A 15,813-nucleotide genomic window follows, 5' to 3' on the forward strand; every position below is an offset into this window, starting at 1 on the left:
TAGTGGGTGGGACGAGGGGTCAGAGGCGCTCGATGACGGTGGCGATGCCCATGCCGCCGCCGACGCAGAGAGTGGCCAGGCCGTAGCGCTTGTCCTGCCGCTCCAGCTCGTCGATGAGGGTGCCCAGGATCATCGCGCCGGTGGCGCCCAGCGGGTGGCCCAGGGCGATGGCGCCGCCGTTGACGTTGACCTTGTCCAGGCTCAGGCCCATGTCCTTGACGAAGCGCAGTACGACGGCGGCGAACGCCTCGTTGATCTCGACCAGATCGATGTCGTCGATGGTCAGCCCGGCCTTGGCGAGCGCCTTGCGGCTGGCGGGCGCGGGGCCGGTGAGCATGATCGTCGGCTCGGAGCCGGAGACCGCGGCCGCGAGGATACGGGCCCGCGGGGTGAGCCCGTAGCGCTCGCCGACCTCCTTGGAGCCGATGGCGACGAGCGCCGCGCCGTCCACGATGCCGGAGGAGTTGCCGGCGTGGTGGACGTGGTCGATCTTCTCGACCCAGTGGTACTTCTGCAGGGCCACCGCGTCGAAGCCGCCGGCGTCACCGATGGTGGCGAAGGACGGCTTGAGCCCGGCGAGGGAGTCGGCGGTGGTGCCGGGGCGCATGTGCTCGTCGTGGTCGAGGACGACCAGGCCGTTGCGGTCGCGCACCGGGACCACGGAGCGGTTGAAGCGCCCGTCCTTCCACGCCTCGGCGGCGCGCTCCTGGGAGAGCGCGGCGAACTCGTCGACGTCGCGCCGGCTGTAGCCCTCGATGGTGGCGATGAGGTCGGCGCCGATGCCCTGGGGGACGAAGCCGGTGTCGAAGTTGGTCATCGGGTCGGCGAACCAGGCGCCGCCGTCGGAGGCCATCGGGACCCGCGACATGGATTCGACGCCGCCCGCCAGAACCAGGTCCTCCCAGCCCGAACGCACCTTGGCGGCGGCCATGTTGACGGCTTCGAGACCCGACGCACAGAAGCGGTTCTCCTGTACGCCGGCGACGGTGTCGGGCAGCCCGGCGGCGATCGCCGCGATCCGGGCGATGTCGGAGCCCTGGTCGCCGACCGGTCCGACGACGCCGAGCACGATGTCGTCGATGGCGGCCGGGTCGAGGCCGGGGAAGCGGTTGCGCACCTCGTGGATCAGGCCGACGACCAGGTCGATCGGCTTGGTGCCGTGCAGTGCGCCATTGGCCTTGCCGCGGCCGCGCGGGGTGCGGATCGCGTCGTACACGTACGCTTCGGTGCTCACTGGTAAGCCTTTCTGGCGGGGTTTCGGGGGCTGTCCCCGGGAAGACACGGCGCGGAGGGTCAGCCGAGCAGCGAGCGCCCGATGATCTCCTTCATGATTTCGGTCGTCCCGCCGTAGATGGTCTGGATGCGTCCGTCGGTGAAGGCCCTGGCGACGCGGTACTCGGTCATGTAGCCGTACCCGCCGTGGAGTTGCAGACAGCGGTCGGCGACGCGTTTCTGGAGTTCGGTGGCCCACCACTTGGCCATCGACGCGTGGACGGCGTCGAGCTTGCCGTCCGAGTGGTCGACGATGCAGCGGTCGAGGAAGGTGCGGGTGACGGCGCACTCCGTGGCCATCTCGGCTATCTCGAAGCGGACGTGTTGAAGCTTCGACAGCGGCCGCCCGAACGCCTCGCGCTCCTTGACGTAGTCGGTGGTGATCTCCAGCAGGTGTTCGGCGGCGGCGATCCCGGCGACGGCTATGCCCATCCGCTCCTGGGCGAGGTTGGTCATCAGGTGGATGAAGGCGCCGTTGAGCTCACCGAGCAGGTTCTCCTTGGGGACCCGTACGTCGTTGAAGAACAGCTCGGCGGTGTCCTGGGACTTCTGGCCGATCTTGTCGAGGTTCCGGCCGCGCTCGAAGCCGTCCGTACCCCGCTCGACGACCAGCAGCGACAGCCCGTGCGCACCGCCCTCGGGGGTGGTCTTGGCCACGACGATGACGAGGTCGGCGAGGATGCCGTTGGAGATGAAGGTCTTCGATCCGTTGAGCAGCCAGTGGTCGCCGCGGTCCTCGGCGGTGGTGCGGATGCCCTGGAGGTCGGAGCCCGCGCCGGGCTCGGTCATGGCGATGGCGGTGATGATCTCGCCGCTGCAGAAGCCGGGCAGCCATCGGCGCTTCTGCTCGTCGGTGGCGAGGGTGGTGAGGTAGGGGCCGATGATGTCGTTGTGCAGGCCCAGCGCGAGTCCGGCGGCGCCGGCGCGGGTGAACTCCTCGGCGAGGACCGCGCTGTAGCGGAAGTCGGGGTTGCCCCCGCCCCCGTACTCCTCGGGCACGGCCAGCCCCAGCAGGCCCTGTCTGCCGGCCGCGCGCCAGGCGTCCCGGCTGACGATGCCGTCCTTCTCCCACTGCTCGTAGTACGGCGTCACCTCCTTGGCGAGGAAGGTGCGTACCGTCTCGCGGAAGGCCACGTGGTCCTCGGTGAAGATCTGGCGCTGCATCTGCGCGGTCATCTCTGCGGGCCCTCCTCAGAGCCGGTTCTCGACGGTCTCGGTCAGCGTGGCGGGCTCGGGCCGCGCGGGGTGGCATCCGGGCATCGTCACTCCCGCTCGGCGCGGTGCGGGGCGGCGGGCGCGTTGTCCGGCGGCCCGGCCGGTGCGGGGGCGAGCAGGCCGGGCGCCTGCCAGTCGCGGGCGATCTCCTCGGTGTCCGCTCCGGGGCGCGCGGGCGGTCGGCGGACCGCCGCGGGCGTCCGCGAGAAGCGGGGGGCGGGCGCGGGCTGGGTGATGCCGTCGTGGTCGACGAAGGTGCCGCGGGTGGCGAGATGCGGGTGCTGCGGGGCCTCGCGCAGCGACAGCACGGGCGCCACACAGGCGTCGGACTCCTGGAAGACCGCGGTCCATTCCGCTCTCGTCCGGGTCTTGAAGCGGGCCGCGATGGCCGTACGGAGGTCGTCCCAGGCGGCGGGATCGTCCCGGTCGGGCGCCTCGTCCTCGATGCCCAGCAGGCGGATGAACTCGCCGTAGAACCGCTTCTCCAGCGCCCCGACCGCCATGTGACCGCCGTCGGCGGTCTCGTACGTGCCGTAGAACGGCGTCCCGCCGTCCAGCAGGTTGGCCCCGCGGCGGTCCTGCCATCCGCCCGCCGCCAGCATGCCGTGGATCATCGCCGTCAGATGGGCCGTGCCGTCGACGATGGCGGCGTCCACGACCTGGCCCGCGCCGCCCTCGGCGCGGGCGTGCCGGAGGGCGGCGAGGACGCCGATGACCAGGTAGAGGGAGCCGCCGGCGAAGTCGCCGAGGAGGTTGGCGGGGATGGCGGGCGGGCCGTCGGGCGGACCGATCATGCCCAGGGCTCCGGTGATGGCGATGTAGCCGATGTCGTGTCCCGCGGTGTCGGCGAGCGGCCCCTGCTGGCCCCAGCCGGTCATCCGGCCGTAGACGAGCCGGGGGTTGCGTGCCAGGCACTCCTCCGGGCCCACGCCGAGCCGCTCGGCCACACCCGGGCGGTAACCCTCCACCAGCACATCGGCTCGCTCGGCGAGTTCCAGCACCTGGGCGACCCCGTCCGGCGTCTTCAGGTCGACCAGCACCGAGCGCTTGTTGCGGTTGGTGACGTCGTACGCGGGGTCGATGCGCAGCCCGGCGCCTCCGGGCCGGTCGACACGGACGACGTCGGCGCCGAGATCGGCCAGCAGCATGGCCGCGAACGGGCCGGGGCCGATGCCGGCGAGTTCGACCACCCGCACCCCGCTCAGCGGGCCGTTCGCTGACTCCGTCATCGCGCCCCATGCCCTTCCGCACTGTGACACTTCTGATGTAACACTCGTGATGTTAAGAACGTGTTCCACTTTCCACAAGACCCCCGTGCCAAGTGGCGACCGCGGAAAAGGCCCGCGCCGACGAGGCTCCCTCACCCTCGCCGTCACGGGCCTTCGCGCGCTGTCTGCCGCTGCGCCGCTATCCCCCGTCGAGCTCGGCGATGAGCTTCTTCGGGGCTATGCCGCGGGACGCCGCCGTCCGGTCGCAGCGCAGCCCGGCCGGCGGGACGGCCTGCTCCGCCACCGGGACCCGCCGCCGCTCCCGTACCGCCACCGACTGCCACACCGCCGTGTTCATGCGCTCCTCCACGTCCGTCCCCCGTACGGCACCCTCTGCGATGCCGCCCGGCGCCGCGCTCGCCGCGCGCGGGCCGACCAACGCAATCCACGCTAACGGCGGCCACTGACAACGGCCCGCGCAGCGCCGGAGGACCGGCTCCGACCGGGGGGACAATGGGCGCCATGTCCCCCTCGCAACTCGCCGCCGCACTGTTCGACTTCCACGCCGGCCAGGGGCCGCGCCAGTTCACCGAACTCGCGCTCGCGCTGGTGCTGTCCTCGCTGATCGGCCTCGAACGCGAGGCGAGGCAGAAGAGCGCCGGACTGCGCACCCACACGCTCGTCGGCGTGGGCAGCGCGCTGTTCATGGAGGTGTCGATCCACGGCTTCGGGGCGCTGCTGGGCGTCGACGGTGTGTCGCTCGACCCGTCCCGGGTGGCCGCGCAGGTCGTCTCGGGCATCGGCTTCATCGGCGGGGGCCTGATCTTCGTCAGGAAGGACGCGGTCCGCGGGCTGACGACGGCCGCCACCATCTGGCTGACCTGCGCGATCGGCATGGCGTGCGGCGGGGGCCTGCCGCTGCTCGCCATCGGTTGCACCGCGGTGCACTTCCTCATCGTCCGCGGCTTCTCGAAGGTGTCGGACCGGATCCCGTCGAAGCCGTCCCTCACCCGCGCCGACCTGCGGGTCCTGTACCGCCCGCAACACGGACTGCTGGGGCGGATGTTGGAGCTGTGCACCAGCAGCGGCTTCCGGGTGACCGACGTCCAGGTGGACACCGGCGACGAAGCGGCCGGGAGTGAGGCCGAGGTGATGCTCCGTCTGGAAGGCGTTGCGCCCACGTACCCGCTGGTCGAGTCGGTGTCCGAGCTGGACGGCGTGCGCTGGGTGGGGCTCGGGCGGCCGGCCGACCACACCGAGTGACACCGGGCGCCCGCCCCGCCCCCGGGTGCCACTACACCGGGCCCGGCGGCACCGCCCCGGCGCCCGGGCCGCCCCGATCCGCCTCCGGCGGGACGGCGGCCGCTCCCCCGCCCGCCGGGACGAGGTGGTCGGCCGGTGCCTGACGGTCCACCAGCCGTCCCAGCCGCTGCGGCACGTCGCCGCCCACCAGGAGGATGACGACGAGCGTCAGCCCGAAGGTGAGCACCGCGAGCGCCCGCCCCAGGGTCATGCCGTCGGCCAGACGGGCGCCGAGGACGGGTGCCACCGCCCCGCCCAGTGCACCGACGTTGTAGACGAAGCCCAGAGAGGCGGCGCGGACCGCGGTCGGGAAATGGCCCGCGAGGTACTTCGGCAGGATGCCGGAGATGCCCTGGCCGAGCGCGAGCAGCCCGAAGACCAGCACACCGAGCGCCGGCAGGCTGTCGCGCACCGCGAAGACCGGGAAGACGAAGGCGAGGGAGGCCAGCAGGGTTCCCGCGTAGGCGCGCCGGGTGCCGAACCGGTCACCGACGAAGCCGGCCAGCCAGCAGCCCGCCATCGTGCCGAAGCCCGCGTAGAACATCACGTCGGTGACCTGATCCGGGTCGAACCCGAGGTCGGTCTTGAGGTAGGTGGGCAGCAGCGCCTGAACGGGCCAGCTGTAGAGGAACGCGGCGAACACCGTCACCATCAGGGACACGTACAGCAGCCATCCCCGGCGGCCTCCCAGTTGGACGGCGAAGGCGATCAGGCAGAGCGCGGCGACGGCCGACAGCCAGGGGACGCAGCCCACGCCGACGGGCGTGAAGACGCAGAACAGCGCCACCGAGGCGACCGCCGCCAGGACCGTGTTGCCCCAGGCACGGGCGCGTCCCGTGAAGAGCGGGCGGAACGGATTGGGACGGTCCGCCTCCGGTCCGGCCGTACCGATCTCCCGCTGCCAGTCCCCGGCCTCCGGCAGCGACCTGCGCACCCAGAGGGCGACCAGGACGGGAAGGACGCCGATCCAGAACATCCAGCGCCAGCCCCAGTGGGGCACCACCCACTTGTACAGCTCCGCCGCGAGGATCGTGCCGCCCGCGTATCCCGAGATCAGGAATCCGGAGGCGCGGTTGCGCCACCGGGTGGGCCAGGTCTCCAGCACGTACGTCACACCGGCGCTGTAGTCCCCCGCCATGCCGAGGCCGATCACCAGCCGGGCGACGAACAGGCTGGTGTACCCCCAGGCGAATCCGCAGGCGAAGGTGCCGAGGGAGTACAGCAGGATGCTGGTGATCATCGCGGCCTTGCGGCCGTAGCGGTCCCCCAGCGCTCCCAGGACGGCGCCGCCCAGCCATCGGGTGATGAAGGCGCCGGAGATCAGCGAGGCGGCGGTGGCGGTGCTGAGGTGGAAGTCCGCGGCGATGTCGGTCAGCACCAGGGTGATCAGGACGAAGTCGAAGCCGTCGAGGAGGTAGCCGATCCAGGCGGCGAACATCGCCTTCCACTGGCGCCGGGTGATCTCCCGGTACCGGCGCGGTTTCCTGTCGGGGGTGTCCAGCGGGCGCGTGATCACAACAACCGGCCTCCTCCAGGCGTCGGCGAAGGTGCGAGGCGGGGTGCGGTACGGAGGAAGAGCCGGTGCGCGGACGCTGCGCGGTGCGCACCGGCGGACAACGGACGGACAGCGAACGGCAATCCAGATATCGGACGTCCTACGTCATCGGTGCCACCGGTGAATGTGGCCCCGCGGTGACGCCCTGTCAAGACTGCCCGCCGCCGCCACCGCTTCCGCCGCGCCCGGCACTCCCCGGCCCCCTGACGGAGCCGGACGGCCACCCGCGGAACCGCTGTGACCAAGGGGGTGGCCGGGACCCGTCGTTGACGGAGTGGCGGCCACTGCCTAGGGTCCGGACACCAGTCACAGGGTGGTTGAGAGGACGCGGGATGCGACGGCAGGACACCTCAGGGCGGGCTTACGACCTCGTCCTTTACGGCGCGACCGGTTTCGCCGGAGCCCTCACCGCCGAGTACCTGGCCGCGCACGCGCCCGAGGGATGCCGCTGGGCACTGGCCGGACGCAACCTCGCCAAACTGGAGCAACTGCGCGACCGGTTGGCGAAGCTCCACCCCGCCTGCGCCGAGGTGCCGCTGCTGCGGGCCGACAGCGGCGACCGGGAGGCGCTGCGCGCCCTCGCCGCCGACACCCGGGTGGTGGCGACGACCGTCGGCCCGTATCTGCTCCACGGCGAGCCGCTCGTCGCCGCCTGCGCCGCGGCCGGCACCGACTACGTCGATCTCACGGGCGAGCCGGAATTCATCGACCGGATGTACCTGCGGCACGATGCGGCGGCCCGCAGTTCCGGCGCGCGCCTGATACACGCCGGAGGGTTCGACTCCGTCCCGCACGACCTCGGGGTCCGCTACACGGTGGGGCTGCTCCCCGAGGGCGTCCCGCTGCGCATCGACGGCTTCGTACGCTCCAACGCGACGTTCTCCGGTGGCACCCTGGCCTCCGCGCTGACCGTCGCCTCCCGTCCGGTGGCCATGGCCCGGGCGGCGCGCGAGCGACAGCGGGTGGAGCCGCGTCCGGCGGGCCGCACGATCCGCGCGCCGTTCGGCCCGCCCATCAGGAGCGGCGAGACGGGCACCTGGGGCGTACCGCTGCCCACCCTCGATCCGCAGATCATCGCCCGCTCCGCGGCCGCGCTGGACCGCTACGGGCCCGACTTCCGCTATCGCCACTACGCCGGTGTGCGGCGGCTGCCGATCGCTGTCGGCGGGGCCCTGGGGGCGGGCGCGCTGTGCGCGCTGGCGCAGGTGCCGCCCGCCCGGCGCTGGCTGTCCGGCCGTCTGGAGCCGGGCGACGGGCCGAGCCCGGAGCGCCGCGCGCGCAGCTGGTTCACGGTGCGCTTCGTCGCCTCCGGCGGCGGCAAACACCTGATCACCGAGGTCTCGGGCGGCGACCCCGGCTACGACGAGACGGCGAAGATGCTGGCCGAGTCGGCGCTCAGCCTGGCCTTCGACGACCTGCCGGAGACCTCGGGCCAGGTGACGACCGCGGTCGCCATGGGGGAGGCGCTGACGGCACGTCTCCAACGGGCGGGCATCGTCTTCCGTGTGGTCCGCGAGGGGTAGTCACCGGTTCCGCTGCCCGCTCGCCGCGGCGTCAGGCGCCCGCCAGGGCCTTGCGGCACAGCGAGTCGGCGGCCCGGGTCGTCTCCGGCAGCCGGTACGCGGCCGCCAGGCGGAGCGTGTGGGCGCACGCCCGGTCGAGGTCGACCCGGTGCCCCACCGAGACGAAGACCGGCTTGACGCCCTTTTGGGTGCGCAGCGCGCGACCGACCTCCTCGTCGCCGTCGAGGAGCGGGGAGGTCGCGCCGCGCTCCGGTCCCGGCGGGGCGTACCGGAAGGTGAAGGGGTTCTTGGCGACCCCGATGGTGGGCAGCCCGGTCAGCACCCCCAGGTGGCTGGCGAGCCCGAAGCGGCGCGGGTGCGCCAGCCCGTATCCGTCGCAGACCACCAGGTCAGGGACGCGGGTGAGCCGGGCGAGGGCGTCGATGACGGTGGGAATCTCGCGGAAGGCGAGCAGCCCGGGCACGTACGGGAAGGAGACCTGCCCGACGGCCGTGGCCTCGTCGACGACGGCGAGACTCCGGGCATCCAGGGCGACGGCGGCCGCGGCGACGACGTCGCGCTCGTCGTCGTAGGCGACGTCCACCCCCACCACCGTGCCGGCGAAGCCCGGTTGCGGCCCGGACTCGTCGAGCCGTACCGAGGACCGCAACCGGTCCTGGACCGCGCGCGCCTGGGCCTCGTCGGACGGCCAGTGCCGCAGTTCCTCGTCGCAGGAGATCGTGCCGGGTGTGTCCATGGTGCCCTCACGCTACCGAACCGGTGAGCGAGCCGGCGGCCGAGGACCGACGGCCGGTTCGTTGTCAGTGGCCCTCGGTACGGTGAATGAGTACGCCCGCTCCGGTCCCTTCGCAGGGTGCCGACGCCGCCGGAGGTCCTCATGACCGACGCACTCCACCACCTCGACGCCACCGACCTCGCCGCCCGATTGCGCCGCCGTGAGATCTCCGCCCGGGAGGTCGTACAGGCCCATCTGGACCGGATCGAGCAGGTCAATCCGGCCGTCAACGCCATCGTGACGCTAGACGCCGAGGGCGCGCTGGCCGCCGCGGCGGAGGCCGACGCACGCCTGGCCCGCGGGTCGGAGGTGCCGCCGCTGCACGGTCTGCCGATCGCCTTCAAGGACACCCACCTCACTCGCGGTTTGCGCACGACGTTCGGCTCGCCGCTCTTCGCCGACCACGTCCCCGACGAGGACGATGTGGTGGTCGACCGCCTCCAGCGGGCCGGCGCGATCCGCCTCGGCAAGACCAACGTCCCGGAATTCGCGGCAGGTTCGCACACCTTCAACCGCGTCTTCGGTACGACGCGCAACCCGTACGACCCCAGCCGCTCGGCGGGCGGCAGCAGTGGCGGCGCCGCCGCGGCGCTGGCGGCCGGGCTGCAACCGCTCGCCGACGGCAGCGACATGGGCGGATCGCTGCGCAACCCGGCGTCCTTCTGCAACGTCGTCGGGCTGCGGCCGACACCGGGCCGGGTTCCTCCGCAGCCGGGCGGCGATCTCTGGGACACGTTGTCGGTCCCCGGGCCCATGGGGCGGACGGTCGCCGATACGGCGCTGCTGCTGTCGGCGATGGCCGGGCCGGACCCGCGCTGCCCCATCGCTCTGGAGACACCCGGCGCGGCGTTCCGGGTGCCGCTCGACCGTGAGCTGCGCGGGCTGCGCGTCGCCTGGACGCCTGACCTGGGAGGGGCCGCGCCGGCCGACCCGGACGTGCTCGCCGTTCTGGAGCCTCAGCTACGCGTCCTGGAGGAGCTGGGCTGCCGCGTCGACTTCGCTTGCCCGGACCTCACCGGGGCCGATGAGACCTTCCGTACGCTGCGCGCCCACAGCTTCGACCTCGCCCTGGGCAGCCTGCTCGACACCGACCGGGAGGCCCTCAAGCCGAGCCTCGCCCGGAACGTCGAGGAGGGCCGCCGGCTGACCACGGCCGACCTCGTCACGGCTACCGCGACCCGCAGCCGACTGCACCTCGGGACGCTGGACTTCTTCTCCCGGTACGACCTGTTGCTCGCCCCGGTCAGCCAGGTCACTCCGTTCGACGCGGAACTGGAGTATCCCCAGGAGGTCGCGGGCCGCCCCACCGAGACGTATCTGGACTGGATGCGGTCCGCCTACCTGGTCTCCGTCCTCGGTGTGCCGGCCCTCTCGGTTCCCGCGGGCTTCACACCGGCGGGACTGCCGGTGGGGCTGCAGTTCATCGGCGCGCCGCGCGCCGACCTCGCCGTTCTCCAGGCGGGTCATGCCTATGAGCGCGCGACACGGCACGGCCGACGCCGCCCCGGCCTCGGCGGGGCCCGCTGACTCCCGTACGGCCTGCTCCGGTGGCCCGCGCCGTCCCGGCGACCGACCGGGAGGCGCCGCCGCCGCTCCTCTATATTGCGTCCATGTTCGTACTGGAACTGACCTACACCGCGTCCCTCGACCGCGTCGACGCCGTCCTTGAGGACCACGTGCAGTGGCTGCACAAGGAATACGCCGCAGGGCACTTCATCGCCGCCGGCCGCAAGGTGCCACGTGACGGGGGCGTGATCCTCGCCGCCGGTGTCGACCGGGCGACCGTGGAACGGATCGTGGCCGAGGACCCGTTCACCCTGGCCGGGGTGTGCTCGTACCGGATCACTGAGTTCGTGGCGACCACGACCGCACCGGCACTGGAGACGTACCGGGAGCAGCTGCCCTCCTGACCTCCGTCACGCACAACCCTCCGTCGCGCGCAGAATTCGGGCACCCGGCGGCATGCTGCCCACGGGTGCCCCTCGCGCATGCGCCGGGTCACGGGCTCGGCGGCACCGATCCACTGCCCAGCGCGCCCGGACTCACGGGTTCCGGCACCGGTGTCCGTGGCCAGCGCCCCCCGTTGCGCCAGTAGTCCTGGATCTCCTCCAACTGGCGGCCCTTGGTCTCGGGTGCGGTGACGGCGGCGAAGACCAGGGCGGCGAGTGCGAGGACCCCGAGGCCCGCGAAGGTCCGTGCCGCGCCCGCCCAGGCCATCAATGAGGGGAAGAACTGGGCGATCAGGAGATTGGCGACGAGGTCGGCGGTGAGCATCACCGACGCCCCGGTGGAGCGCAGCTGGGCGGGAAACGCCTCGCTCGCATAGACCCAGATCAGCGACCCGAAGCCGAAGTTGAAGGCCGCGGTGAAGAGCAGGATGGCGGCGAAGCCGACCCAGGTCGTGGCGCCCTGCAGCGTCCCCGTCCCGAAGACCGCGGTCAGCACCGCGAGCATCAGCACCATGGTGCCGATTCCGCACAGCAGCACCACGCGGCGGCCGAGCCGGTCGATGACGAGGATGGCGAGCACCGTCGCGGCGAGCGAGGCGAGCTGCACGAAGGACGGCAGCAGGAAGCTCTGGCCGTCGCCGGTGAAGCCCATCTCCTCGAAGATCTGCGGGCTGTAGTACGTCACCGCGTTGATGCCGGTGATCTGGCAGAAGAAGCCGAGGCCGACGACGAAGAACGCGGCGCGGGCATACGGCCTGCGCAGCAATGAGCGCACCGATCCGCCGCTCTCCTGGGCCAGCGCGGCACTCACGACCGCGACCTCCGTGCGCGGATCGACGTCCGGGTCGGTCATCGCCATGACCTCGACGGCCCGCTCCGTACGCCCCTTCAGGACGTACCAGCGCGGGGTGTCCGGCAACCTGAGCAGCGGGATCAGCACGAGTGCCGCGGGGATCGCGGAGAGGCCGAGCATCCAGCGCCAGTGACCGCCGCCGGACAGGCCCCAGTTGACGAAGTAGGTGAGGACGATGCCGGCGACCGTGGCCACCTGATAGGCGGCGACCGAGGCGCCGCGGATCCGCGCCGGGGTGGATTCGGCGACGTAGAGGGGTGCGGCGACGATCGAGATGCCGATGGCGATACCGAGCAGGAAGCGGACGATGTCCAGCACGAGGACGTTGGGCGCGAGCGCGGAGCACGCGACGAACACCGCGTACGAGGCCGCGACGATCAGCATCGCGGCCTTCCGGCCGAGGGCGTCGGCGAGTTTGCCGCCGAGCAGCGCGCCGACGATGGAGCCGAACACCAGGATGCTGTTGACGAGGCCCTTCTCGGCCTCGCTGAGGTGGAAGTCCTTGCTCAGGAACACCAGGGCCCCGGAGATGCTGCCGGTGTCGTAGCCGTAGATGACGCCTACGACGGCGCCGGTGAGCGCGAACAGCCGACCGGTGGGGCGTGCGGGCCGTGAGGACGGCGTGGGGGGCGTCGGTGGGGTCGCGGAGACGGAGGCAATGGACATGAGACGTCCTTTGTGCGGCGGAGCGGCCTTACTGCAGGACTGACTGCACCTGCATGACTGATCTTGCGAGTATTCGGTCACTTTCACGCAGCTGTCAACAGACGATCTCCGCGCTCCTTGGCGCCCCGCCATCTACGCACCCACCACCCCGAACCCCCGCGCCAGGGGTGCCCTTAGGACCCCACCAGCACAGATACCCACCTCCCCCCTCTGGAGCATCCACTCGTTCGAGGGATGGAACGCAAGCGCGATTCTGCGTACAGTCGATTGCACCAACGCACAAAGTTGCAGTTTCACGCAGCAGCCGTCGGACCTCGATCGCCGGTCGCTGCGCGAACGTCGGGCCGTTTCACATCACGGGAGGGTGGGCCATGAGCGAGACCTCGTACATGGAGCAGGAACTACAGAGCCAGCCGGAGACCTGGCAGGAGGCCGCGCGGATCGGCGCCGCAGCCGGCCCTCTGCCCCGGCCCGGGCAGCGCGTCGCCGTGGTCGGCTGCGGCACCTCGTGGTTCATGGCGCAGTCGTACGCGGCACTGCGCGAGGGTGCCGGGCTCGGGGTCACGGACCCGTTCGCCGCTTCCGAGGCGTTCCTCGGCAGCGATCGCGGCTATGACGCGGTGATCGCGATCACGCGCTCGGGCACGACGACCGAGGTGCTCCGCGTGCTCGACGCCGTCAAGGGGCGCATCCCGACGGTGACGCTCATCGGTGATCCCGAGACGCCGGCGGTCACGCTCTCCGACGAGACGATCGCGCTGCCCTTCGCCGACGAGAAATCGGTGGTCCAGACCCGCTTCGCGACCACCGCACTGACACTGCTGCGGGCCCACCTGGGACAGGACACCTCCCAGGCCGTGGCCGATGCACGGGACGCGCTGTCCGTCCCCGTGGAGAAGGAGTGGGTGGAAGCCGAGCAGTTCTCCTTCCTCGGCACGGGCTGGACCTACGGCCTCGCCAACGAGGCAGCCCTCAAGATGCGGGAGGCGTCGCAGAGTTGGACGGAGTCCTACCCGGCGATGGAGTACCGCCACGGCCCGATCGCGATAGCCGCACCGGGCCGGGTGACCTGGCTGTTCGGCCAGGCGCCGGACGGGCTGGAGGGCGACGTGACGCGGACGGGCGCGCGCTTCGTGTGCCATGCACGTGATCCGCTGGCCGACCTGGTGCTGGTCCAGCGAGTGGCGCTGGAACGGGCCCGCGCCCGCGGCCTGGACCCGGACAACCCGCGCAGCCTGACGCGCTCCGTGATGCTCGAACCCTCGGCCACCTCATAGCCACCGCCCCCGCGCACCCCCACCAACTCGCCCCATCCGCAAGGGAGTCACCGTCCCATGCCCCTCGTTCCCACCTCCTCCCTCATCGACGCGGCGCGCGAGGCGCAAGTCGGCGCCGCGGCCTTCAACGTCATCCATCTGGAAACCGCCGAGGCCCTGGTCACCGCCGCCGAGCGCACCGGCATTCCGCTGATCCTCCAGATCAGCGAGAACTGCGTCCGCTATCACGGCAGTCTGCTGCCTCTCACCCGCGCCACCCTCGCCCTCGCCGAGGGTTCCGGCGCCCGGATCGCGGTGCACCTCGATCACATCACCGACGCGGAGCTGGTCCACCAGGGCGTGTCCGCCGGAGTGGGGTCGGTCATGGTGGACGCCTCCGCGCTCCCCTACGAAGAGAACGTCGCCACCACCGCCGAACTGACCGCCTGGTGCCACGAACAGGGGGCGTACGTCGAGGCGGAACTCGGTGAGGTGGGCGGCAAGGACGGGGTGCACGCGCCGGGGGTGCGCACGGACCCGGACGAGGCCCTGGCGTTCGTCCGCGCGACAGGGGTGGATGCCCTTGCCGTGGCCGTCGGCTCGTCGCATGCGATGCATCAGCGCACGGCCGTCCTGGACAAGGACCTCATCGCGGCGCTGCACAGGACTCTGCCGGTGCCGCTGGTGCTGCACGGATCCTCCGGTGTGCCGGACGACGAGCTGCGTCGCGCCATCGCCGCCGGCATGACGAAGATCAATATTTCGACGCATCTGGTCTCGGTCTTCACCCAGTCGATACGGCAGACGCTGGGCGCGGATCCTTCACTGGTCGACTCCCGGAAGTACGTCAAGCCGGCCCGGGAGGCAGTGGCGGAGGAGGCCGCACGGCTGCTGGGCGTGCTGGGCACCCCGGCGACCGTGCCGGGTCAGTACGCCGCCCAGGCCCCGGCCCGGGGCTGAGGCTCGACCCGGGACGGGGGCCGGCCCGCCCCTCGGAGGGAGAAGGAGCCGGATGGAGGACGCGCAGCGCAAGGACGAGCCCCACAGGAAAGAGCACTGCAAGGAGGTCTACCGGCGGTCATCGTGGCTGGTCGGAACGAATTAGGCTCGCGCTATGAAGCGCCATGAACGGATGAACGCCTTGCTCGAGCTGCTCGGGGAGCGGGGCCGGGTGGAGGTCGACGAGGCGGCCACCGCTCTGGAGGTGTCGGCCGCCACGATGCGGCGGGACATGGATGCTCTGGCCGAGCAGCAGTTGCTGACCCGCACCCGGGGCGGGGCGGTGCTCAGCTCGGTGGCGTACGACCTGCCGATCCGCTACAAGCACGCGCACCGGTCGGAGGAGAAGGAGGCGGTGGCGAGGGCCGCGGCGAAGCTGGTCGAGCGGGGGGACGTCGTCGGGCTGAGCGGTGGCACGACGACCACTGCCATCGCCCGGGTACTGGCCACACGTCCGGACTTCGCGGAGGCGGGCCCGCAACCGCATCTGACGATCGTCACCAATTCCCTCAACATCGCCAATGAGCTGGCGGTACGACCGCAGATCAAGATCGTGCTCACGGGAGGGGTGGCTCACTCACGGTCGTTCGAACTGGTGGGTCCGTTCAGCGAGTTGGTGCTGCAGCAGATCTCCGTCGACATCGCGTTCATCGGTGCGAACGGCGTGGACCCGATGATGGGGGCGACGGTCCATGACGAGGCGGAGGCCCGCGTCAACCGCCTGATGGCAGAGCGTGCCCGGCGTGCGGTGGTCGTCGCGGACTCCTCGAAGATCGGCGAACGGTGCTTCGCCCGCGTCGGCGACGCGGATGTCTTCGACACGTTCATCACGGACAGCGGCGCGAGAGAGGCAACCCGCCGCGAATTCGCGGACCGGGGCCTGAAAGTGGTGACGGCCCGGCCGTCCGTCACCGAGTGACACGGGTCGCCAGGAGAACCTCCCCATAGAGGTACACACAGGGAGATACCTGGTGATTGCGCTGTGAATCGCAGCTCGACGGGCAGGGAGCTCGCTTGCGGGGCAGGGCACCAGCCGGCCAAGTGGGCGGGGCGCGGTCGGCGGCCGTGTGGGCACTGTCGGTAGCCGTGTGGGCGCTGCCGGTATCGGTGTCCGCGAGGCGATGGGCTTGCGGGCGGCTCTGCGGCAGGGCAGCGCGGGCACCGACGAGGGGGCTCCTTTGTCGCGGTTGTGTACCCGTGTGGCACCCGGGGCTGGTTTTGCTGGGCGGGCATGGACAAT

At 71.6% G+C, this 15,813-nt stretch carries 14 protein-coding genes; 7 read left to right on the forward strand and 7 right to left on the reverse strand.

Annotated elements, in window-relative coordinates; genetic code table 11:
- Positions 1 to 19: 19 nt before the first annotated feature.
- From SL103_RS23790 to SL103_RS38030, 4 genes are all read right to left on the reverse strand, one after another.
- Positions 20 to 1,234 (reverse strand): acetyl-CoA C-acetyltransferase, encoded by a 1,215-nt coding sequence (locus SL103_RS23790; protein ID WP_069570982.1) that lies wholly within the window; start codon positions 1,232 to 1,234, stop codon positions 20 to 22.
- Positions 1,235 to 1,293: 59 nt separating this feature from the next.
- Complete coding sequence (locus SL103_RS23795; RefSeq protein ID WP_069574055.1) at positions 1,294 to 2,436, reverse strand: acyl-CoA dehydrogenase family protein; 1,143 nt, start codon at positions 2,434 to 2,436, stop codon at positions 1,294 to 1,296.
- Between the two features lie 98 nt (positions 2,437 to 2,534).
- The gene (locus SL103_RS23800; RefSeq protein WP_069570983.1) at positions 2,535 to 3,716 is read right to left on the reverse strand and encodes a CaiB/BaiF CoA transferase family protein; all 1,182 of its coding nucleotides are present in this window, start codon (positions 3,714 to 3,716) and stop codon (positions 2,535 to 2,537) included.
- Positions 3,717 to 3,894: 178 nt separating this feature from the next.
- Complete coding sequence (locus tag SL103_RS38030) at positions 3,895 to 4,053, reverse strand: hypothetical protein (RefSeq protein ID WP_164492888.1); 159 nt, start codon at positions 4,051 to 4,053, stop codon at positions 3,895 to 3,897.
- A 164-nt stretch (positions 4,054 to 4,217) separates the two neighbouring features.
- Between SL103_RS38030 and SL103_RS23805 the strand changes: the two genes are divergently transcribed.
- Positions 4,218 to 4,958, forward strand: coding sequence for an MgtC/SapB family protein (locus SL103_RS23805; protein WP_069574056.1), 741 nt, complete (start codon positions 4,218 to 4,220; stop codon positions 4,956 to 4,958).
- 31 nt (positions 4,959 to 4,989) lie between these two features.
- Here SL103_RS23805 and SL103_RS23810 read toward each other — a convergent pair whose 3' ends face one another.
- Positions 4,990 to 6,435: a sialate:H+ symport family MFS transporter gene (locus tag SL103_RS23810; RefSeq protein ID WP_244304189.1), complete on the reverse strand. Its 1,446-nt coding sequence runs from the start codon at positions 6,433 to 6,435 to the stop codon at positions 4,990 to 4,992.
- Positions 6,436 to 6,884: 449 nt separating this feature from the next.
- Here SL103_RS23810 and SL103_RS23815 point away from each other — a divergent pair, with 449 nt between their 5' ends.
- A complete protein-coding gene (locus tag SL103_RS23815) occupies positions 6,885 to 8,075 on the forward strand; it encodes a saccharopine dehydrogenase family protein (protein WP_069570985.1) in 1,191 nt (396 codons plus the stop codon).
- Positions 8,076 to 8,106: 31 nt separating this feature from the next.
- Here the strand turns inward: SL103_RS23815 and SL103_RS23820 are convergent, their stop codons facing one another.
- A complete protein-coding gene (locus SL103_RS23820; RefSeq protein ID WP_069570986.1) occupies positions 8,107 to 8,811 on the reverse strand; it encodes an endonuclease V in 705 nt (234 codons plus the stop codon).
- Positions 8,812 to 8,952: 141 nt separating this feature from the next.
- Between SL103_RS23820 and SL103_RS23825 the strand changes: the two genes are divergently transcribed.
- On the forward strand, positions 8,953 to 10,377 hold the full coding sequence (locus tag SL103_RS23825) for an amidase (RefSeq protein WP_069570987.1): 1,425 nt from the start codon (positions 8,953 to 8,955) through the stop codon (positions 10,375 to 10,377).
- 83 nt (positions 10,378 to 10,460) lie between these two features.
- Entirely contained in the window at positions 10,461 to 10,760 is a 300-nt protein-coding gene (locus SL103_RS23830; protein WP_069570988.1) for a YciI family protein, read from the forward strand.
- Positions 10,761 to 10,848: 88 nt separating this feature from the next.
- On the opposite strand, the gene SL103_RS23835 is transcribed toward SL103_RS23830, so the two are convergent.
- Positions 10,849 to 12,318 carry a sugar porter family MFS transporter gene (locus SL103_RS23835; RefSeq protein ID WP_069570989.1) on the reverse strand — a complete coding sequence of 490 codons (1,470 nt, stop codon included), beginning with the start codon at positions 12,316 to 12,318 and terminating at the stop codon, positions 10,849 to 10,851.
- Positions 12,319 to 12,689: 371 nt separating this feature from the next.
- On the opposite strand from SL103_RS23835, the gene SL103_RS23840 reads away from it, so the two are divergent.
- The 3 genes from SL103_RS23840 (at position 12,690) to SL103_RS23850 (ending at position 15,492) form a co-directional block, all read left to right on the forward strand.
- Positions 12,690 to 13,595 (forward strand): SIS domain-containing protein, encoded by a 906-nt coding sequence (locus SL103_RS23840; RefSeq protein WP_069570990.1) that lies wholly within the window; start codon positions 12,690 to 12,692, stop codon positions 13,593 to 13,595.
- A gap of 57 nt (positions 13,596 to 13,652) precedes the next feature.
- A complete protein-coding gene (locus tag SL103_RS23845; RefSeq protein WP_069570991.1) occupies positions 13,653 to 14,534 on the forward strand; it encodes a class II fructose-bisphosphate aldolase in 882 nt (293 codons plus the stop codon).
- A 154-nt stretch (positions 14,535 to 14,688) separates the two neighbouring features.
- Entirely contained in the window at positions 14,689 to 15,492 is an 804-nt protein-coding gene (locus SL103_RS23850; protein WP_069570992.1) for a DeoR/GlpR family DNA-binding transcription regulator, read from the forward strand.
- Positions 15,493 to 15,813: the final 321 nt, after the last annotated feature.

Source organism: Streptomyces lydicus, assembly GCF_001729485.1.
GTDB lineage: Bacteria > Actinomycetota > Actinomycetes > Streptomycetales > Streptomycetaceae > Streptomyces > Streptomyces lydicus_D.